We start from the raw sequence: 19441 nt of genomic DNA on the forward strand, positions 1-19441 counted from the left end.
GGAGCGATGACCGACCTGCTGGACGCCGACTCCCTGCTCGCCTCCGACCGCGAGCACCTGTGGCACCCCTACACCTCCCTGACCAGCCCGACCCCGACCCGCGTGGTCACCGGGGCCGAGGGCGTCCGGCTGCGGCTGGCCGACGGTCGGGAGGTGGTCGACGGGATGTCGTCGTGGTGGGCGGCGATCCACGGCTACCGGCACCCCGCCCTCGACGCGGCAGCCCGCACCCAGCTCGCGGACTTCGCACACGTGATGTTCGGCGGCCTCACCCACGCGCCCGCGGTCCGGCTCGCCGAGCGGCTGGTCGAGGTCACCCCCGAGGGTCTGGACCACGTGTTCCTCGCGGACAGCGGCTCGGTGAGCGTCGAGGTCGCGATCAAGATGGCCCTGCAGTTCCAGCGCGGCACCGGGCGGCCCGAGCGGACCCGGCTGCTCACGGTCCGGGGCGGTTACCACGGCGACACGTTCGGCTGCATGAGCGTGTGCGACCCGGTCGGCGGCATGCACTCGATGTTCCGGGCGGTGCTGCCGCAGCAGGTCTTCGCCGAGCGACCGCCGGCCGACCCCGACGCGTCCCCGGTGTACGCCGAGCTGGTCTCGCCGAAGCACCGGGCCGCCCGCCTGGAGAAGTGGGAGTCCGACTTCCGCGCAGCCGCGGCCGAGCACGCCCACGAGCTGGCCGGGATCATCGTCGAGCCGCTGCTTCAGGGCGCCGGCGGCATGCACGCCTACCCCGCGGCCTGCCTGCGGGTGATGCGCGAGGTCGCCGACGAGCACGGGCTGCTGCTCGTCCTCGACGAGATCGCCACCGGGTTCGGGCGCACCGGGTCCTTCTTCGCCGCCGACGCCGCAGGAGTCCGGCCCGACGTGCTCTGCGTCGGCAAGGCGCTCACCGGGGGCTACCTCACGCTGGCCGCGGTGCTGTGCACCACCGAGGTGGCCCGCGGGATCGCCGGCAGCGAGTCGGGCGTGCTCATGCACGGGCCGACGTACATGGGCAACCCGCTGGCCTGCGCAGTCGCCCTGGCCAACCTCGACCTGCTCGCCACCGGCGCCTGGCGCGACGACGTGGCACGCGTCCACCGCGGCCTCACCGAGGGGCTGGCCGGGTGCCGGACGCTGCCCGAGGTGTCCGACGTTCGCACGCTCGGTGCGGTCGGCGTGGTCGAGCTGACCCACCCGGTCGACGTGGTCAAGGCGACCGACGCGGCGCTCGAGCACGGCGTGTGGCTGCGGCCGTTCCGCAACCTCGTCTACACGATGCCGCCGTACGTCGCCTCCGACGACGACGTGGCCACGATCAGCCAGGCGATCTTCGCGGCGGCGGTCGCGGGATGAACACCTCCTGGGACGACTGGTTCGCCGAGCGGGCAGACGCGCGGGACGCGGCCGGGCTGACCCGCTCGCTGGTGCCGCACGGACCCGACGAGCCGGTGCTCGACCTGGCCGGCAACGACTACCTCGGCCTGGCCCGGCACCCGCGGGTGCGTGAGGCGGCGGCCGAGGCGGCGCGCACGTGGGGCGCCGGCGCCGGAGCGTCCCGCCTGGTCACCGGCACCCTCGCCGTGCACACCGACCTCGAGCGGGCGCTCACCGACTTCCTCGGCTGGCCGGCCGCGCTGGTCACCTCGACCGGCTACCACGCGAACCTCTCGGTGGTGACCGCGCTCGCCGACCGCTCGGCGCTGGTCGTGTCCGACGCGCACATCCACGCCTCCCTGATCGACGCCGCCCGCCTGTCCCGGGCCGAGATCGTCGTGGTCCCGCACAACGACGTCGACGCGGTCCGCGCGGCACTCACCGGTGCCGACGGACGGCGAGCACTGGTGCTCGCGGAGTCCGTCTACTCCGTGCTCGGCGACGCGGCGCCGCTGGCCGCGCTCGTCGCCGCCTGCGCGGAGCACGACGCGCTCCTGGTTGTCGACGAGGCGCACGGCCTGGGCCTGCGCGGGCCGCACGGCGACGGGCTGGTCCGGGAGCTCGGCCTGGCCGGGCACCCGAACGTCGTCGTCACCGCGACCCTGTCCAAGGCGCTGGGTGCCCAGGGCGGAGCGGTGCTCGGCTCCCCCGCCCTGGTCGACCACCTGGTCAACACCGCCCGGCCGTTCATCTTCGACACCGCACTGGCACCATCGCCGGCGGCGGCCGCGCTCGAGGCGCTCCGGGTGCTGCGCGAGCAGCCGGACCTCGCCACGCTCGTCCATCGTCGCGTCGCCGAGCTCGGCCGGGCCCTCGGGGTCGACGACCTGCCCGCGGGTGCGGTGCTGTCCGTGCCGATGCCGACCCCGCAGGTCGCGGTCGCCGCCCAGGCCGCCTGCCTGGCGCACGGCGTACGCGTCGGCTGCTTCCGCCCGCCGTCGGTGCCGGACGGGGTGAGCCGGCTGCGGATCACGGTGGGCGCCGGGCTCGGCGACGCCGACTGGGCCCAGGCGGTCGACGTGATCACCCGGGTCGTCAAGGAGCACACCGGATGACCCACGGCAGGATCGTGGTGGTCACCGGCACCGACACCGGCGTGGGCAAGACCGTGGCGACGGCCGCGCTCGCCGCCCGGGCCCGTGAGTCCGGCTCGGTGATCGTGGTGAAGCCCGTGCAGACCGGCATCGGCCCCGGGTACGACGACGAGGGCGACGCCGACACCGTCCACCGGCTCACCGGGTGCGCAGTCCAGGAGCTGACCGCCCTCGACGAGCCGCTCGCTCCCGACACCGCCGCCCGGCGGCAGGGCGTCACGATTCCGCCGGTCGCCGAGCACGCGGACCGGATCCGGGTGCTGGCGGAGTTCCACGACACCGTGGTGGTCGAGGGCGCCGGCGGCCTGCTGGTCCGTCTCGACGCCGACGGCGGCACGCTCCTCGACCTCGCCGCGGAGCTCGCGCGGGACCTTGTGGTCGAGGTGGTCGTGGTCTGCCGGGCGGGGCTCGGCACGCTCAACCACACCGAGCTCACGGTCGGTGCGCTGCGTGCCCGGGGGCTCGAGCCGACCGGGCTGGTGATCGGCTCGTGGCCCGCCGAGCCCGACCTGGCCGAGTCCTGCAACCGGGCCGACCTGCCGCGGGTCACCGGGCTTCCGGTACTGGCCGTGCTGCCCGCGGGAGCCGGTCGACTGGAACAGGAAGAGTTTCTTTCCAACTCGCCGGATTGGCTGTTTCCGGACGTCTGAGCCGCCCTCTGTCCGAAGATCGTCCCGTTTCCTTGGGTTGCGGTCGTTCCCAGCCAGTGCCAATGTGACCTAGGTCACGTCACTTGGAGGGCCACCATGCGTCGTTCGCTCATCGCCGTACTCGTCACCTTCGTCGTCGCCGCGCTCTGCGTCGGCCTGACCTCCGCCTCGGGGTCGCCCCCTGCGGCGCCCAAGAAGGACCCGCTCGACGCCTACACGGCGACGGTTGCCGCCGGCCAGGTTGCCGACCTGGCGGCCCAGGGCCTGGATGTCTCCGGGCAGCGCCCGGACGGCGCGAAGGTGAAGGTCGACCTCGTGCTCGACAAGGGCCAGGCAGCGAAGCTGCGTGGCCAGGGTGTCGACCTGGCCCTCACCCGGGTCAAGGGCGGCAAGACGGTCCGCCAGTTCGCGGCCGCCGAGGCCGTGGGCGGCTACACCGTCTGGAAGTCGTACGACGAGCCCGGCGGCATCCGAGACCAGATGTACGCCGTGGCGCGGGACAACCCCAGCATCGCCAAGCTGGTCAAGGTCGGCACCACCCACCAGGGCCGCGAGATCCTCGCGATCAAGCTCACCCAGGGTGCCCGGGGCCAGGCCGACGGGTCCCGTCCGGCAGTCCTCTTCAGCGCCACCCAGCACGCCCGTGAGTGGATCGCCACCGAGGTCAGCCGCCGGCTGATGAACTACTACGTCGACGGCTGGCGGTCCAACGACCGCGACGTCCGCAAGCTACTGCAGTCGACCGAGCTGTGGTTCATGCCGGTGCTCAACCCCGACGGTTACCAGTACACCTTCGACACCGAGCGGCTGTGGCGGAAGAACCTCCGCGACAACAACGGCGACGGCCAGATCACCGTCGGCGACGGCGTCGACCCGAACCGCAACTTCCCCTCGCACTGGGGCTACGACAACGAGGGCTCCTCGCCCATCACCTCCAGCGACACCTACCGAGGGCCCTCGGAAGCCTCCGAGCCCGAGACCCAGGCGATGGTCGACCTGTTCGGCCGGATCAAGTTCGAGTTCATGGTCAACTACCACTCCAACGGCCGCTGGCTGCTCTACAACGACGGGTGGCAGATCGGTACGCCGACCGCGGACGACCCGATCTACTACGCCATGTCCGGCAACCTGGACAAGCCCGCGATCGAGGGCTTCCACCCCGGCCTGAGCTCCGACGTCCTCTACGTCACGAACGGCGAGATCGACGGCTACGCCCAGGAGGCCGACGGCACCCTGGCCTGGACGCCCGAGCTCTCGCCGGGCTGCGACGGCTGCGGGTTCGTCTTCCCGGACGACCCGGCACTGGTGCAGGAGGAGTTCCAGCGCAACCTGCCGTTCGCGAAGTCGGTCGCCGACTCCGCGACCACGCCGGACAACCCCAAGACGGTCACCGGCATCAAGACCAAGCCGTTCTATGTGGAGTCCGAGGACGCCTACAAGAGCGGCCTGCCCGCGGTCCAGCTCAGCTTCGACAAGTCGTACGGCGACCCCCAGACGGTCGCCGTCCTGGCCAAGAGGAGCCTGGGCGCTGTGACCGTGAAGTACCGCATCAACGGCGGGGCGGTGCAGTCCGCCGGGACCTCGGAGTGGGACGGCGGGTCGCGCTACGGCATGACCTCGACGTACTACCACCAGGTACGGGGCACGGTCACCGGCACCGACCCGGGTGACACGGTCGACGTCTGGTTCGAGGGCGGCGGCCAGAGCGGCGGCAACTTCACCTACAAAGCGGTCAGCGAGACCGGCCATCGGGTGCTCGTGGTCGCCGCCGAGGACTACACCGGCGCCTCGCCGGTCCAGACCCCCGGGCCGCACTACGTCGACTACTACACCGACGCGCTGGCCGCCAACGGCCAGGACGCCGACGTGTGGGACGTCGACAAGGAGGGACGCACGGCCCCGGACGCGTTGGGCGTGCTCAGCCACTACGACGCGGTGATCTGGGAGACCGGCGACGACCTCGTCACCCGGACCGCCGGCCGTGGCGCGGGGAACGTCGACCGGCTCGCGCTGGACCTCGCCCTGGAGTCGCGCGCCTACATGAACGAGGGCGGCAAGGTGCTCTTCACCGGCGACGTGGCCGGCGGGCAGTACACCGGAGCCACGGTCGGTACCCAGCGCTACGACCCCAAGGGCGAGGAGCCCTGCCCGCCGGCGGCCGGGCCGTTCCCACCGGGCTGGGACCCGCGCCGCTGCCTGCCGCTGCGCGGCTCCGGCGACAACACCAACGACGTGATCCAGTACTGGTTCGGTGGATACGTCCCCATCCCCGGCGACGGGATCGACGACAACGGCGACGCGTTCGGCCTGACCGGGACCGACGAGCCGTTCGACGGCTTCGACTGGACCCTCAACGGCGGCGACAGCGCCGACAACCAGGACATCACGTCGTCGTTCGTCTCGACCAGCGGCATCCTGCCGCCCGACGAGTTCAAGCAGTTCGAGAGCTGGCCGTCGGCCCGCTGGGACAAGCCCGGAGGACCGTTCGCCCCGCACACCGGCGACCACTACGTCTACTCGCAGATCGCCGACGTGTCCTACAAGCGGCTGACCAAGGAGGTCGCGGTGCCCGCGGGCGGCGGCAACGTGTCGTTCTGGACGTCGTACAACACCGAGGCGGACTGGGACTTCCTGTTCGTCGAGGCGCGGACGGCCGGCGGCACCAACTGGACGACGCTGCCGGACGCCAACGGCCACACCAGCCAGGCGACCGGGGAGAGCTGTGCGTCCGGCTGGCGTGACCTGCACCCGCAGCTCAATCACTACCAGAGTGCGACGTGCGCTCCGACCGGCAGCACCGGGGCGTGGAACGCGGCCAGCGGCAACTCGGCGGGTTGGCAGCAGTGGCGGATCGACCTGTCCGGCTATGCCGGGCAGACCGTGGAGGTCTCGATCGCCTACGCCAGTGACTGGGGCACCCAGGGCGTCGGCGTGTTCCTCGACGACATCACGGAGCCGAACGGCACCACGGCGTCGTTCGAGACCGGGCTCGACGGGTGGGCGGTCACCGGCCCGCCGGAGGGCAGCGGCCCGAACGCGAATAACTTCGTCCGCACCGACGCGTCCGGCTTCCCGGTCGGCGCGACGATCAGCACGCCGCACTCGCTGCTCCTGGGCTTCGGCTTCGAGGGGATCACGACCGCGGCCCAGCGGAACGAGGTGATGGCCCGGGCCCTCGACCACCTGCTCGACTGATGCCCTGAAATCGCGATAGTCCCAAACGATCGAGGGGTCGCCAACGGCGTCGAACCCCCCGAACGTTTGGGACTATCCGTGCGTCGGGTTGGGGAAGGTCAGGCGGCGGCGGTCTCGGGCTGGTACGCCGCCAGGGCCTGCACGGCGGCGACCAGGCGGCCGACCACCTCGGGGTCGGCGAGGATGTCGCCCTCGAGCGCGGACTGGGAGACCACGACGTCCTCGACGACCGCGGCGCCGGCGATCCGCGCGGAGCGGCGGGTGTCCTCGTGCGCCCACTTGCCGCCGTACGGCGTCGGGGTGGCGCCGACCACGGCGAACGGCTTGCCCTTGATCGCGCCCTGGCCGAACGGGCGGGACAGCCAGTCGATGGCGTTGTTGAGGACGGCGGGCATGGTGCCGTTGTACTCGGGGGTGACGGCGAGCACGCGGTCCGCGCCGGCGACCCGGGTGCGCAGCGCGGCGGCCGGGGCGGGCGCGTCGGCGCCGTCGAGGTCCTCGTTGTAGAACGGCAGCTGCTCGAGGCCGTCGACGATCTCGACAGAGACGCCGGCCGGCGCCTGGTCCCGGATCGTCTCGGCGATGCGGCGGTTCAGCGAGTCGGCGCGGAGGCTGCCGACGAGGACGAGAACGCGGGTGTCGGTCATGGGGGTTGGTCTCCTCAGGGGGTTCGTTGGACCATGCACAGACCGTAACCGGACCATGGTCCGCTTTCATTCCCACCGTTACCCTCCTCACATGACCGACCGGATGCTGCCGCTGATCGAGGGCGGCCCGGTGCACGAGCGCAGCGACGCGGCCCGCAACCGGGTGGCCCTGCTCGTCGCCGCCCGCGCCCTCGTCGAACGGTGCGGAGTTGCCGGGGTCACGATGGAGGCGGTCGCGGTCGAGGCGGGGGTCGGCAAGGGCACGGTCTTCCGGCGGTTCGAGAACCGGGCCGGGCTGATGGCGGCACTGCTCAACTTCTCCGAGTCGGCCTGGCAGGACGAGGTCATCTCCGGCCCCCCGCCGCTCGGCCCGGGCGCCGAACCGCTCGACCGGCTGCTCGCCTTCGGCCGGTCCCGGCTGCGGCTCAACGTCACGCACGGCGAGCTGATCGAGGCGGCCAGCCAGTCCTTCGGACGGTCGTACGCCGCCCGCTCGTTCGCGGCGATGCACGTGCGCTACCTGCTCGGCGCGCTCGAGGTCGACGGCGACCTCCCGATGCTCGCCACCGCGCTGCTGGCGCCACTCGAGGCGGTGATCCTCGACCGGCAGGTGCGGATCGAGGGCATGGACCTCGAGCGGGTCGACGCCGCCTGGACCGACCTGGTCCGCCGGGTCGTCCGCCCCACAGGGGTCCCCGGCCCCTCCTGAGGCGGACGACCCGGCTCAGACCTGGTGCCGGCGCAGCCCGAACGTCACGCCGTCGACCAGCGCCCCCCAGGACGCCTCGATGACGTTGTGGCCGACGCCGACGGTCACCCACGAGGAGGCACCGTCGCTGGTCTCGATGAGCACCCGGGTGATCGCGTCGGTGCCGTGGCCCTGGTCGAGGATCCGCACCTTGTAGTCGATCAGCTCGAACTTCGCGACCTCCGGGTACGCCTGCCCGATCGCCTCGCGCAGCGCGTGGTCGAGTGCGTTGACCGGGCCGTTGCCCTCGCCGGTCACCACGATCCGCGCGCCCCCGGCGTGCAGCTTGACCGTGGCCTCGGAGATCGCCTCGTCCCCGGGCTTGGTCTCGGTGATCACCCGCCACGACTCGATCTCGAAGTACGACGGCCGGGCGCCCTCGACCTCCTCGACCAGCAGCAGCTCGAACGAGGCGTCGGCGGCCTCGAACGTGAAGCCCCGCGCTTCCATCTCCTTGACCCGCTGCGTGACCCGGGTGACCAGCTCCTTCTCGTCCGTCAGGTCGAAGCCGAGCTGGCGACCCTTGAGCTCGATCGACGCCCGTCCGGCCATGTCGGAGACCAGCAGCCGCATGTCGTTGCCGACCGCGACCGGGTCGAGGTGCTGGTAGAGGTTCGGGTCCACCTTGATCGCCGAGGCGTGCAGACCGGCCTTGTGCGCGAACGCCGAGGTGCCGACGTACGGCTGGCGGGAGGCGGGCGGCACGTTGGTGACCTCGGCGACCGCGTGCGCGATCCGGGTGGCCTCGCCGAGCAGGCCGGACGGGAGCACCTGGCGGTCCAGCTTGAGCTCGAGGTTCGCGACGACCGCGACCAGGTCGGCGTTGCCGGTCCGCTCGCCGTACCCGTTGATCGTGCCCTGCACGTGCGAGGCGCCGGCGTCGACCGCGGCCAGCGTGTTCGCGACCGCGCAGCCGGTGTCGTTGTGGCAGTGGATGCCGACCCGGACACCGGTGGTGTCGATGACGTCGTGGACCACCTCGGAGACCCAGCCAGGCAGCATCCCGCCGTTGGTGTCGCACAGTGCGACCACCTCGGCGCCGGCCTCGGCCGCGGTCCGCAGCACCTCCAGCGCGTAGGACCGGTTGTCCCGGTAGCCGTCGAAGAAGTGCTCGGCGTCCAGGAAGACCGTCTGGCCCCCGGCCCGCAGGTGCTCGACGGTGTCGCGGACCATCGCGAGGTTCTCCTCGAGCGTGGTCCGCAGCGCCAGCTCGACGTGCCGGTCGTGCGACTTCGCCACCAGCGTCACCACCGAGGCCCCGGAGTCGCGCAGGGCGGCGACCAGCGGGTCGTCGGCCGCCGGCACGCCGGCCCGCCGGGTGGCCCCGAACGCGGCCAGCCGCGCGTGCCGGAGGTCCAGCTCGGTCCCCGCGCGCCGGAAGAACTCCGTGTCGCGCGGGTTCGCGCCGGGCCAGCCACCCTCGATGTAACCCACCCCGAGCTCGTCGAGCTGCCGGGCGATGGCCAGCTTGTCCTGCACGGAGAGGTTGAGCCCCTCCTGCTGGGCCCCGTCGCGCAGGGTGGTGTCGTAGACGTGGAAGGAACCCTGGAGGTCCATCTCGTTCTCGCTTCGTGTGCTGGTCGGGCAACAAAAAAGCCCCTCGTGGGAACGAGAGGCTGCGCGTCGGGACCGGGGGTCGCGACGCGCTACGGAATGATGCTGGGGAACTGCATGACACGAGTGTGCCATGGTGCCGTGACCCTCAGGCGCCCGATCTCAGAAATCGGGCACCGGGCTTGGTCATTCCGGTGACGGGGCACCGGCGTAGCGCTCTATGCTTGCCAAACCAGGGGGAAGCATCACAAAGGGGACACCGCCATGCGCATCAGCAAGCTGAGTGAACTCGCCGGCCTCCCGGTGGGTACCGTCAAGTTCTACCTGCGCACAGGACTGCTGCACCCGGGGCGAGCGACCAGTGCCACCCAGGCGCAGTACAACGACTCCCACGTGGAGCGCCTCAAGCTGATCCGCGCCCTGCTCGAGGTGGGCCGCCTCCCCCTGGCGGACATCCAGCGGGTCTTCGACGCGATGGACCTCCCCACCCAGGACCCGGCCAAGAGCGTGGCGCTCGTCCAGCAGGCGATCAGCCCGGAGGTCGACCACGTCGAGGACGAGGACCTGACCCGCGCCCGCACGCTCGTCGACGACCTCGGCTGGAGCATCGCCCAGGACTCCCCGCACCTGCCTCCCCTGGCGCAGGCGCTGCACGCGCTCGACAACGTCGGCCAGTCCGCCACCCGTGAGCGCCTCAAGGTGTACGCCGAGGCGGCCTCGCACGTGGCCCGCAACGACGTGGACGTGATCTCCGACGCCGACGACGTCGACAAGCCCGTCGTGGCGGCGATCTCCAGCGCGATCTACGAGTCGCTGTTCGCTGCGCTGCACCGGCTCGCCGTGGAGAACCAGACCGCCCGTCGGGGCTCCCGCATCCCTGGGCCGCGGGTGTCGATCCCGCAGGCCTGACCCGCCGCCGCGGGGCCGCGGGCACGCGGTCGACCCCAGAGATCGACCCCAGAGATCGACCCCAGAGTTCTCGGTCGGAGTCCGACGTCAGGCGTCGGCGTTCGACGTCAGAGGTGTCGGCCGAGCCAGCCGTCACCCTGCCAGGGCGCGTCCGGAGCCGGGGTCCAGTCGGTGCCGGCGTCGATCGCGAACGCCAGCCCGGCGCACGTCGCGAGCACCAGCACGAACAGCACGCCCACCCACACCCGGGGGTCCCGCGCGGTCGAGCGACCCAGCCGGCGCAGCGGTGAGCGCACCCGGGAGCCCCCGGGACCCGTCCACACCAGCACGCCGACCAGCACACCCATGGCACCCAGGGCGGTCACGGTGCGCAGGCCTGCTGCCACGGACACCAGGGCCACGCTGCCCGCGATCGAGAGTGCGTAGACGAGCAGCAGCAGCGAGCCGGGGAGCGACGCGACCAGGAACCAGGGAGCCGACAACGAGGTCTGCACGCCGTCGTACCACTTGGTCCCGCGCAGCACCCGCCGGTCCGTCGCCCGGGAGCCGGTCAGCGAGATCGCGCGGAGCCCGACCACGAGGACAGCCACGGCGACGCAGGTGAGGTACGGCGCGTAGGCGGTTCCCGCGGCCACCGCGCCGATCGCGCCGAGCCCGACCAGCCCGCGGCGCAACCGCTCGGTGGCGGAGGTGCGCTGGGGTTCCCAGTCGGCCGGCGGCGGCTGCTGGTACGGCGTGGCGTTGGGCTCGAACGAGCCGGGCGTGGTGGCGGCGGTCTCGTCCGGGTCCCAGGTCGGGTCCTGCCAGCCCTGGTCCCGCCAGATCGGCGGCTCCGGCTCGGGTGGCGCGGCCACGGGCTCGGGGGCGGCCACGGCGGGTGCCTCCGCGGTGGGCGCCGCCGCGGTCAGCGCCTCGCCGGCGCGCCGCGTCGTCTCCGGCCCGAGCGACCAGAGCAGTCCCTCGAGGTCGTGCGGCTGGGTCAGCGGCCCCTCGTCGGGCGGGGCGAGCGGCGCCGTGGGCACGCCACCGAGGGAGCGCAGCACCTCGTGCAGCGAGGGCCGCCGGGACGGCTCGGGGTCCAGGCCGCGGGTGACCAGCGGCAGCAGGCGCGGGTCGAGGCCGGCCAGGTCGTGCTGGCCCCGGCGGACCCGGTCCATGACCGCCATCGACGGGCCGCGCCCGAACGGCGGCCGCCCGGTGCCGGCGTACGCGACGGTGGCCGCCCAGCCGTGCACGTCGGCGGACGGCCCCGGGTCATGACCCTCGAGCACCTCGGGCGCGATGTAGCCGGGCGTGCCGAGCAGCCAGCCGGTCCGGGTGAGCCGCACGTCGTCGGCGACCCGGGCCAGGCCGAAGTCGATGAGGATCGGGGTGCGGCCCTCCATCAGCACGTTGGACGGCTTGATGTCGCGGTGCAGGACGCCGGCGGCGTGCACGGCGTCGAGGGCCTCCCCCAGCGCCCGGGCGAACCACGCGAGGTCGGGGCCGCTGATCGCCCCCTCCTCCGTGACGTGGTCGGTCAGCGAGGGGCCCGGGACGTAGCGGGTGGCGACGTACGGGATGGGGCCGTAGGGGTCGGCGTCGATGATCTCGGCCACCCGGGGGCTGCGGACCCGGCTCAGCGAGCTCACCTCGCGCGCCAGCCGGGCACGGGCCTCGTCGTCGCCCACCACGTGGGGGCGCAGCACCTTCACCGCGAGCCGGCGACCGTCCGCCGCCTGGCCGAGGTGGACGACGCCCATGCCACCCTCACCCAGGCGGGTGAGGAGGCGGTAGGGCCCGACCCGGATCGGGCCGGGAGCCTGCGGGGACGTCGTCACGCTGTGAGGCTACCTGCGACTCCGCCCGGGGCCATCTCGGCGCGCAGACGTCGCGGTCGGGGACCACACCGCACGGATCTGGGACAGGAAGCTGCGGTTCGTGACCGATCGGTGGGGTCAGACGACGCGATGCATCCACCCGAAGGCGTCGTCGGCGCGGCCGTACTGGATGTCGACGAGGGCCTGGCGGATCTGCAGGGTCAGCTCGGTCGACGCCGGGGCCGGGGCCTCGCCGCCGTCCCACTTGAGCGACCCGACCGGGGTCACGACCGCGGCGGTGCCGCAGGCGAAGATCTCGGTGATCGCGCCGCTGGTCACGCCCTCACGCCACTCGTCGATGCCGAGCTTCCGCTCCTCGACCTGGCGGCCGAGCTTGCCGGCGAGCTCGATGATCGAGGACCGGGTGATCCCCTCGAGGATGGTGCCGGTCTCGGGGGTCACGATGTGGCCGTCGTCGAAGACGAAGTACATGTTCATCCCGCCGAGCTCCTCGACGTACCTCCCCTCCTGGGCGTCGAGGAAGACGACTTGGTCGCAGCCCTGGTCGATGGCCTCCTGCTGGGCCACCAGCGAGCTGGCGTAGTTGCCGCCGGTCTTGGCCGCACCCATGCCGCCGCGGCCGGCCCGGGTGTACTCCTCGGTGAGCCACAGGGTCACGGGCTTCACGCCGCCCTTGAAGTAGGCGCCGGCCGGGGAGGCGATCACCATGAACGTCACGTGCTGCGCGGGCCGCACCCCGAGGAACGTCTCGGAGGCGAACATGAACGGCCGGAGGTAGAGGCTCTTCTCGCCCTCGCCCTCGCCGTCGGGCACCCAGCGCTGGTCGACGCGGACCAGCTCGTCGACCGCCTGCACGAAGTCGTCGGGCTCCAGCACCGGGAACGCCAGCCGGTGGCTCGAGCGCACCATGCGCTGCGCGTTCTGCTCCGGCCGGAAGGTCCAGATCGACCCGTCGTCGTGCCGGTAGGCCTTCATCCCCTCGAAGGTCTCCTGCGCGTAGTGCAGCACCGCGGTGGCCGGGTCCAGCGTGAGCGGGCCGTACGGCGTGATGCGGGCCTCGTGCCAGCCCCGGCCGGGCGTCCACTCGACGGTGAACATGTGGTCGGTGAAGTGGGTGCCGAAACCGGGTGCCGCCAGGATCTCGGCCAGCCGCGCGTCGTCGACCGGACTGGGGTTGGCGGTGGTGCTGATCTGCATGGGCTCACGCTATCCAATCGTTCGGGAAATGAGTGACGCCGGGCACACTCGAGTGTGCCCGGCGTCGGAAGGTCTGGCGAGGGCTGTCAGCCGCCTACTCGGGCCGCGATGGCGTCGCCGACCTCGGCGGTGCGGCGCGTGGCCCCCGGGTGGCGCGCGGCGAGGTCGGCGATGGCCGCCGCCTCGACCGCCGCGGCGGCGTCGGGGTACCCGAGGTGGTCGAGCAGCAGCGCCCCGGACAGGATCGCCGCGGTCGGGTCGGCCTTCTGCTGGCCGGCGATGTCGGGTGCGGAGCCGTGCACGGGCTCGAACATCGAGGGCGCGGTCCGGTCGGGGTTGATGTTCCCGGACGCGGCCAGGCCGATGCCGCCGGTGATCGCGGCGGCGAGGTCGGTGATGATGTCGCCGAAGAGGTTGTCGGTGACGATCACGTCGAAGCGCGACGGGTCGGTGGTGAGGAAGATCGTCGCCGCGTCGACGTGCAGGTAGTCCACGGTGACCTCCGGGAACTCCGGGGCGACCTCCGCCACGATCCGTGACCACACCCTGCCGGCATGGACGAGGACGTTGGTCTTGTGGACGAGGGTGAGCTTCCTGCGCCGCTTCTGCGCCCGCGCGAACGCGTCGCGGACGACCCGCTCGACGCCGTACGCCGTGTTGACGCTGACCTCGGTGGCCACCTCGGCCGGCGTACCGACGCGGAGCGCGCCGCCGTTGCCGGTGTAGGGCCCCTCGGTGCCCTCGCGCACCACCACGAAGTCGACCTCCCCCGGGTTCGCGAGGGGCGACTCCGCGCCCGGGTAGATCCGGGAGGGTCGGAGGTTCACGTAGTGGTCGAGCTCGAACCGCAGCCGCAGCAGCAGGCCGCGCTCGAGGATGCCGGGCGGCAGGTCGGGGTCTCCGGGCTTGCCGCCGACCGCACCGAGCAGGATCGCGTCGTGCTCGCGGATCTCCGCGAGGACGCTGTCGGGGAGCACCTCGCCGGTGGCGAGGTACCGCTCGGCGCCGAGGTCGTAGCGCGTCGGCTCGAACTTCACGCCGTCCGGGGCTGCCGCCTCGAGGACCTTGAGGGCCTCGGCGGTCACCTCGGGACCGATGCCGTCACCGGGGATGACGGCGAGGGTGTGGGTGGCGTTCGAGTCGGGGGAGGTCATGCGCCGAGGCTAGTTGTCGTCGGGACGCGGACCGCCGTTGTCTCGCAGGTCAAGCGCCGCCTGGACCGCCTCGTAGCTGTTGGGGTTCTCCGGGTCGTGGCTGGCCGGGCCCCACTCGGGGTACATGTCGTACATCGTTCTCTCTCCTTGCGTGTGCGTGGTTGCTCCTGCTGTCGAGGAGCGCCGGCGGGCCGCCGACGTACCTCGGGTCGAAGAGGCCCCGCGGCGGGAGGGAGAGAACCAGCCCACGGGTCACGTGGAGTCGGGTTCGGTCACCAGAGGACCGGAAGGGAGCGGATCGCGCTGTGTTGCCGGCGTACCCGCCGCGGAGGCATCTTCGGATGTGCTGTGAGACCTTCGCCAACGCCGAACACCGCGGCGAGGTGGCCTCACTGGCAGCTATCGCTGCTGGGCCTCGCCGCGGCACTCGATAAGTACGAAGACGCTCCGCATGATGAGGTAGAGGGTACGGCGTGGTCGCGGGTCGTGCGACCGGTTTCCGACCTTCGTCCACGATGCGAGATCGTCAGACCAGAATGAGAGACTCCGAGACATGAGTGCCCCACCCGACCTGCCCCCGATCGTCAACCGGGCGTTCGACGTGTGCCGCAAGGCCGGCTACGTGTCGTTCTGCCGCAACGAGACCGGGCGGCTGCTGGCCACCCTGGCCGCCACCCGGGAGGGCACGGTCGCCGAGTTCGGCACCGGCTGCGGCGTCGGCACCGCCTGGCTGCGGTCGGGGGTGCGCGACGACAAGACCCGGATCCTGACCGCCGAGCTGAACCCCACCCTGGCCGAGGCGGCGCAGGAGATCTTCGCCGACGACGACCAGGTCGACGTGCTCGCCGCCGACTGGTCGACCCTGCTCGACAAGGGTCCGTTCTCTCTGCTCTTCCTCGACTCGGGCGAGCCCTCCGCGGTCGGCGTCGACTCGATCGTCGACCTGATCGAGCCCGGTGGGATCGTGGTCCTCGACGACTTCACGCCCTGCGAGACCTGGCCCCCGATCTTCCAGGGCCGGGTGGACACCCTCCGCGAGTCCTGGCTGACCGACGAGCGGTTCACCGCCGTCGAGGTGATGATCGCGCCCGACGCGTCGGCGTTGATCGCGACGAAGCGGTAGCCGGCGGGATTCCCCGGTCGACCGGGGAATCCTGCACATGACAGGCAGAATTCCGGCCGACAACTGCAGGAACTGCCCGTCAAGCTGCGGTGTCAGGTCGCCCGACGTACCGATCAGGGACTCAGCCCGGCGCGGAGCGCGAGGATCGCCGCCTGCACGCGGTCGCGACTCCCGGTCTTCGCGAGCACGTTGGTGACGTGCGACTTCACGGTGCTGATCGAGAGGTGCAGCCGGGCCGCGATCTCGGCGTTGTTGAGGCCGGCGCCGACCAGGGCGAGCACGTCGAGCTCCCGCGCCGTCAGTGCGTACGGCGTCAGGTCGGCCTGGAGCGCCGGACCGGCCGCCCGGACCCGGGCCAGGACCGCCTCGGTCACGTCGGCCGACAGGATCGAGGAGCCGGCTGCCACCGCCCGTACCGCGTCGACGAGCTGCTTGCCGCTGCACCGCTTCAGGAGGAAGCCACGGGCGCCGCTGGCGATCGCGTCGAGCACGTAGGCGTCGTCGTCGAACGTGGTCACCACGATCACCGCCGGCGCATGGGGCACCGCAGCGAGCGCCCGGGTGGCCGCCAGGCCGTCCAGCACCGGCATCCGGATGTCCACCAGCGCCACGTCCACGCGCGGATCAGCGCGTACCGCGTCGAGGAACTGGCGCCCGTCCTCGGCCTGCACGGCCACCTCGATGTCGGGCTGGGAGCCGAGGATGAGCGCGAAGCCGTCCCGCACCAGCTGCTGGTCGTCGACGACAGCCACGCGGATCGTGCCACCGGTCATGACGACACCGGCAGGGTGACGTCGAGGACGGTGCCGCCGCCTGGGCGCTCGGTGAGCTCCCAGGTGCCGCCGCGGGCGGTGACCCGCTCGTCGATCCCGACCAGCCCCGAGTCGGGTCCGGGCACGTGCGCGGGTCCGACGCCGTCGTCGCTGACGCGGAGCCGGACCTCGTCACCGGCCCGCTCCAGGTCCACCCACGCATGGTGGGCGCGAGCGTGGCGGGCCACGTTGGTGAGGGCCTCCTGCGCGATCCGGTAGACCGTCAGCACTCCACCTTCGTCCAGGCCGGGATCCGACGCGACCTGCACGCTGACGGTGACGCCCTGCCGTCGCAGCGGCTCGGCGAGCAGCTCGTCGATGTCGAGCAGCCGTGGTGGCGCGGACAGTGACAACGCGCTGCTGGGGTCCCGCAGGTGGACCACCAGGGAGTCCAGCTCCGAGAGCGCCGTCCGGCCCAGGTCACCGATGGAGCGCAGGGCCTGGGCCGGGTCGCTCACCTGACCCGCCTCGGCCTGGACCACGATCGCCGTGACGAGGTGCCCGACGACGTCGTGGAGCTCACGGGCCACGGTGGTCCGCTGCTCCAGCCACGCGGTCTGGTCGCGCAGCTTCTCGGCCTCCCGGGCCAGCTCGATGGTGCCCAGCCGCGAGCGCAGCAGCATCCCCGCCCCGCCGCCCACCAGCGTGCCCACGAACGGCGCGACGCTCGGCTCGTCCAGCAACACGAGGGACAGGGTCGCCCCGACGAGTCCGCCCACCCAGCCGACCCAGGGGATCTCGTGCTCGTCCTCGGCCACGGACCCGAAGACCAGGGCCGCGACGGCGAGCCACAGCGACTCGGACTTGTTCCCGTTGAACGTCGCGACAACCAGCGCGCCCGCCGCGAGCACCGTCGCCGCCAGTGGCGGCTGGGCAGCGACAGCACGACGACGACCGGCACCACCGCCGACACGGCGTACGACGTGGTCCCCCGGGCGACCGCGGCCAGGAGCGAGACGACGACCGCGCCCCCGAAGACGCCGTAGGTCACCCGCCGTACCAGGTACGGGTCCCCCACCCAGGTCCGCAGCACGCTCACCCTGCCAGTCTGGCGACGTCCCGCGATCCTGTCGCCCTCGGTGGACCGAATCGGTACCGGGGTACCGGGTGCCCCCGGACGACGGTGCCGGACCACCCCGAAGACCGGACCCGGGGCGGTTCCCGCGAACGCGCCCGCACATCACCGTGAACCGCATGGTCACGCTCAGTCCCGCAACCCCCGTGCTCGCGTCGGCACCCACCCTCCGGGTCGGGCCGTTCGCCACCCTGCCGAACCTGGTCACGCTGGTCCGCACCGTCACCGCCGTCACGCTCGGGGTCCTGGCCGAAGCCACGAGCAGCCTCACCCTGGCCGTGGTCGCCTACGCGATCTTCTGGATGGGAGACCTGCTCGACGGCTGGTCGGCGCGCCGGCTGCGGCAGGAGACCCGCGCCGGCGCGGTCTTCGACATCGTGAGCGACCGCGCCTGCGTCGCCGTCCTGTGCGCCGGGCTCGTCTCGATGGTGCCGGGGGTCACGCCCGTCGCCCTGGTGTTCCTCCTCTCGTTCATGGTCCTCGACGCCATGCTGTCGTTGTCGTTCCTGTGCTGGCCCGTGGTCAGCCCGAACTACTTCCACGTCGTCGACCGTCGCGTCTGGCAGCTGAACTGGTCGCCGGCCGGCAAGGCGGCCAACAGCGCCGGCGTCATCGGCGCGGTGGCCCTCGGACTCAACGGTGTTGCCCTCGTCGTCGCACTCCTGGTGGTCGCCGTCAAGCTCTGGTCCTCCGTGCGCGTGGTCCACCTGATCGAGGCGCACGGCCTGTGAACGGCGCGATCGAGAGCGGGGCCGCCCTGCTCTTCGGGACGGTCTCGGCACTGGTCCCGGCGGTGAACGCCGAGGCGTACGCGATCGTCGTCGCCGCGCGGATGCAGCCCGCGGTCGCGCCCGCGGTGGTGGTGGCCCTGGCCGCCGGCCAGACGATCGGGAAGCTCACCCTGTTCGAGGCCGCCCGACAGGGCTCGGGCCCCCTGGCCAGGCGGTTCGCGCAGCGCAGCGCGGGGCGGGCGTCCGCGTGGCGCGAACGAATCGGCACGTGCCTCCGCTCGCGCCGGACCGGGCTGCCCGTGGTGCTGGCCTCGGCCACGGTCGGGATGCCACCACTCGCCGCGGTGAGCCTCGCGGCCGGCGCCTCGGGCCAGCGCCGGTGGGAGTTCGCCGCGGCCTGCCTGCTCGGACGTGTCGTGCGGTTCGCGGTCCTGGTGCTGCCGGCCGCCTGGGCGCTGTCGTGACCCTGGGGTGGGGCTGCGGGTTTCCCCGGCTACCCGGGGAAGCCCGCACTGACCGGGGCAAGCAACACCCGACAAGCGCAGGTTTGCCCCGGGAAGTCGACGTCAGGGGCGGCGGTCGAGGTCGACGGTGAACGCGGGCAGCATGGCCTGGGTGAGCGGGCCGATCGCGAGCGCGTAGAGCACGGTGCCGAGACCGAGGACGCCTCCGAGGAGCAGGCCGAGCAGGACGACCGTGACCTCGAGGCCGGTGCGGACCAGCCGCAGCGACCAGCCGGTACGGCGCGCGAGCCCGGTCATCAGCCCGTCCCGCGGCCCGCGGCCGAACTGCGAGCCGATGTAGAGCGCGGTGGCCAGGCCGTTGCCGACCACGCCCAGCACCAGCAGCGTGCTCCGCAGCCAGAGGGAGTCCGGGGTGGTCAGCACCGCCAGCGTGGCGTCCGCGGAGAAGCCGACCACCAGCGCGTTGGAGATCGTCCCGATCCCGGGCTTCTCCCGCAGCGGGATCCAGAGCAGCAGCACCACGAAGCTGAGCACCACGATGACCTGGCCGAGCGTCAGCGGGACCAGCCCGGCGATGCCCGAGTGCAGCACGTCCCAAGGCGCCAGGCCGAGGCCGGCGCGGACCATCATCGCCAGGGACACGCCGTACAGCACCAGGCCGACGTAGAGCTGCGGCAGCCGGCGGCCGAGTCGGCCGGCCCGCAGCTGCGCGACCGGGCCGAGGTCGGCCAGGGCGGCGCGCGGCCGGGGCGTACGGCGGGTGCGAACGAGGGCGGTGGTCGAGGCCATGGCCACCATGGTGAGGTGGATTGGCCTTGGATGAAATGGCCAATCGTGGGATAGTGG

The 19441-nt window shown here is 72.4% G+C and carries 18 protein-coding genes; 9 read left to right on the forward strand and 9 right to left on the reverse strand.

Features of this window, described 5'->3' with window-relative positions; translation table 11 throughout:
• Positions 1 to 6 precede the first annotated feature (6 nt).
• From EKO23_RS00155 to EKO23_RS00170, 4 genes are all read left to right on the forward strand, one after another.
• Positions 7 to 1341, forward strand: a complete 1335-nt coding sequence (locus tag EKO23_RS00155) for an adenosylmethionine--8-amino-7-oxononanoate transaminase (protein ID WP_175582640.1) — start codon at positions 7 to 9, stop codon at positions 1339 to 1341.
• Positions 1338 to 2477 carry an 8-amino-7-oxononanoate synthase gene (locus EKO23_RS00160; RefSeq protein WP_134712854.1) on the forward strand — a complete coding sequence of 380 codons (1140 nt, stop codon included), beginning with the start codon at positions 1338 to 1340 and terminating at the stop codon, positions 2475 to 2477. The genes EKO23_RS00155 and EKO23_RS00160 overlap by 4 nt, the downstream gene beginning before the upstream one ends.
• Entirely contained in the window at positions 2474 to 3166 is a 693-nt protein-coding gene (gene bioD, locus EKO23_RS00165; RefSeq protein WP_134712856.1) for a dethiobiotin synthase, read from the forward strand. The genes EKO23_RS00160 and bioD overlap by 4 nt, the downstream gene beginning before the upstream one ends.
• A gap of 96 nt (positions 3167 to 3262) precedes the next feature.
• On the forward strand, positions 3263 to 6361 hold the full coding sequence (locus tag EKO23_RS00170) for a M14 family metallopeptidase (RefSeq protein ID WP_134712858.1): 3099 nt from the start codon (positions 3263 to 3265) through the stop codon (positions 6359 to 6361).
• Between the two features lie 98 nt (positions 6362 to 6459).
• Here the strand turns inward: EKO23_RS00170 and EKO23_RS00175 are convergent, their stop codons facing one another.
• Positions 6460 to 7008: an NADPH-dependent FMN reductase gene (locus EKO23_RS00175; RefSeq protein WP_134712860.1), complete on the reverse strand. Its 549-nt coding sequence runs from the start codon at positions 7006 to 7008 to the stop codon at positions 6460 to 6462.
• Between the two features lie 91 nt (positions 7009 to 7099).
• On the opposite strand from EKO23_RS00175, the gene EKO23_RS00180 reads away from it, so the two are divergent.
• Positions 7100 to 7717 (forward strand): TetR/AcrR family transcriptional regulator, encoded by a 618-nt coding sequence (locus EKO23_RS00180; RefSeq protein WP_134712862.1) that lies wholly within the window; start codon positions 7100 to 7102, stop codon positions 7715 to 7717.
• A gap of 15 nt (positions 7718 to 7732) precedes the next feature.
• Here EKO23_RS00180 and cimA read toward each other — a convergent pair whose 3' ends face one another.
• On the reverse strand, positions 7733 to 9313 hold the full coding sequence (gene cimA / locus EKO23_RS00185) for a citramalate synthase (protein WP_134712864.1): 1581 nt from the start codon (positions 9311 to 9313) through the stop codon (positions 7733 to 7735).
• Positions 9314 to 9574: 261 nt separating this feature from the next.
• Between cimA and EKO23_RS00190 the strand changes: the two genes are divergently transcribed.
• The gene (locus EKO23_RS00190; protein WP_134712866.1) at positions 9575 to 10219 is read left to right on the forward strand and encodes a MerR family transcriptional regulator; all 645 of its coding nucleotides are present in this window, start codon (positions 9575 to 9577) and stop codon (positions 10217 to 10219) included.
• Positions 10220 to 10326: 107 nt separating this feature from the next.
• Here EKO23_RS00190 and EKO23_RS00195 read toward each other — a convergent pair whose 3' ends face one another.
• The 4 genes from EKO23_RS00195 to EKO23_RS26370 form a co-directional block, all read right to left on the reverse strand.
• Positions 10327 to 12039, reverse strand: coding sequence for a serine/threonine-protein kinase (locus EKO23_RS00195; protein WP_134712868.1), 1713 nt, complete (start codon positions 12037 to 12039; stop codon positions 10327 to 10329).
• A gap of 117 nt (positions 12040 to 12156) precedes the next feature.
• Positions 12157 to 13236, reverse strand: coding sequence for a branched-chain amino acid aminotransferase (locus tag EKO23_RS00200; protein ID WP_134712870.1), 1080 nt, complete (start codon positions 13234 to 13236; stop codon positions 12157 to 12159).
• 86 nt (positions 13237 to 13322) lie between these two features.
• Complete coding sequence (locus EKO23_RS00205) at positions 13323 to 14390, reverse strand: 3-isopropylmalate dehydrogenase (RefSeq protein ID WP_134712872.1); 1068 nt, start codon at positions 14388 to 14390, stop codon at positions 13323 to 13325.
• A gap of 9 nt (positions 14391 to 14399) precedes the next feature.
• On the reverse strand, positions 14400 to 14525 hold the full coding sequence (locus EKO23_RS26370) for a hypothetical protein (RefSeq protein WP_281280824.1): 126 nt from the start codon (positions 14523 to 14525) through the stop codon (positions 14400 to 14402).
• Between the two features lie 418 nt (positions 14526 to 14943).
• Between EKO23_RS26370 and EKO23_RS00210 the strand changes: the two genes are divergently transcribed.
• Entirely contained in the window at positions 14944 to 15513 is a 570-nt protein-coding gene (locus EKO23_RS00210; RefSeq protein WP_134712874.1) for an O-methyltransferase, read from the forward strand.
• Between the two features lie 113 nt (positions 15514 to 15626).
• Here EKO23_RS00210 and EKO23_RS00215 read toward each other — a convergent pair whose 3' ends face one another.
• Positions 15627 to 16286, reverse strand: coding sequence for a response regulator transcription factor (locus tag EKO23_RS00215; RefSeq protein WP_134712876.1), 660 nt, complete (start codon positions 16284 to 16286; stop codon positions 15627 to 15629).
• Positions 16283 to 17176, reverse strand: a complete 894-nt coding sequence (locus EKO23_RS00220; protein ID WP_167880258.1) for a sensor histidine kinase — start codon at positions 17174 to 17176, stop codon at positions 16283 to 16285. Before EKO23_RS00220 ends, EKO23_RS00215 begins: the two co-directional genes overlap by 4 nt.
• Positions 17177 to 17519: 343 nt before the next feature.
• Between EKO23_RS00220 and EKO23_RS00225 the strand changes: the two genes are divergently transcribed.
• Both EKO23_RS00225 and EKO23_RS00230 read left to right on the forward strand, forming a co-directional pair.
• Complete coding sequence (locus EKO23_RS00225) at positions 17520 to 18131, forward strand: CDP-alcohol phosphatidyltransferase family protein (RefSeq protein WP_134712880.1); 612 nt, start codon at positions 17520 to 17522, stop codon at positions 18129 to 18131.
• Positions 18128 to 18595, forward strand: coding sequence for an SNARE-associated domain-containing protein (locus EKO23_RS00230; RefSeq protein ID WP_134712882.1), 468 nt, complete (start codon positions 18128 to 18130; stop codon positions 18593 to 18595). Before EKO23_RS00225 ends, EKO23_RS00230 begins: the two co-directional genes overlap by 4 nt.
• Positions 18596 to 18697: 102 nt before the next feature.
• Here the strand turns inward: EKO23_RS00230 and yczE are convergent, their stop codons facing one another.
• Positions 18698 to 19384, reverse strand: a complete 687-nt coding sequence (yczE, locus tag EKO23_RS00235; RefSeq protein ID WP_167880259.1) for a membrane protein YczE — start codon at positions 19382 to 19384, stop codon at positions 18698 to 18700.
• Positions 19385 to 19441: the final 57 nt, after the last annotated feature.

This window comes from Nocardioides guangzhouensis (assembly GCF_004519545.1).
Classification (GTDB): Bacteria; Actinomycetota; Actinomycetes; order Propionibacteriales; family Nocardioidaceae; genus Nocardioides; species Nocardioides guangzhouensis.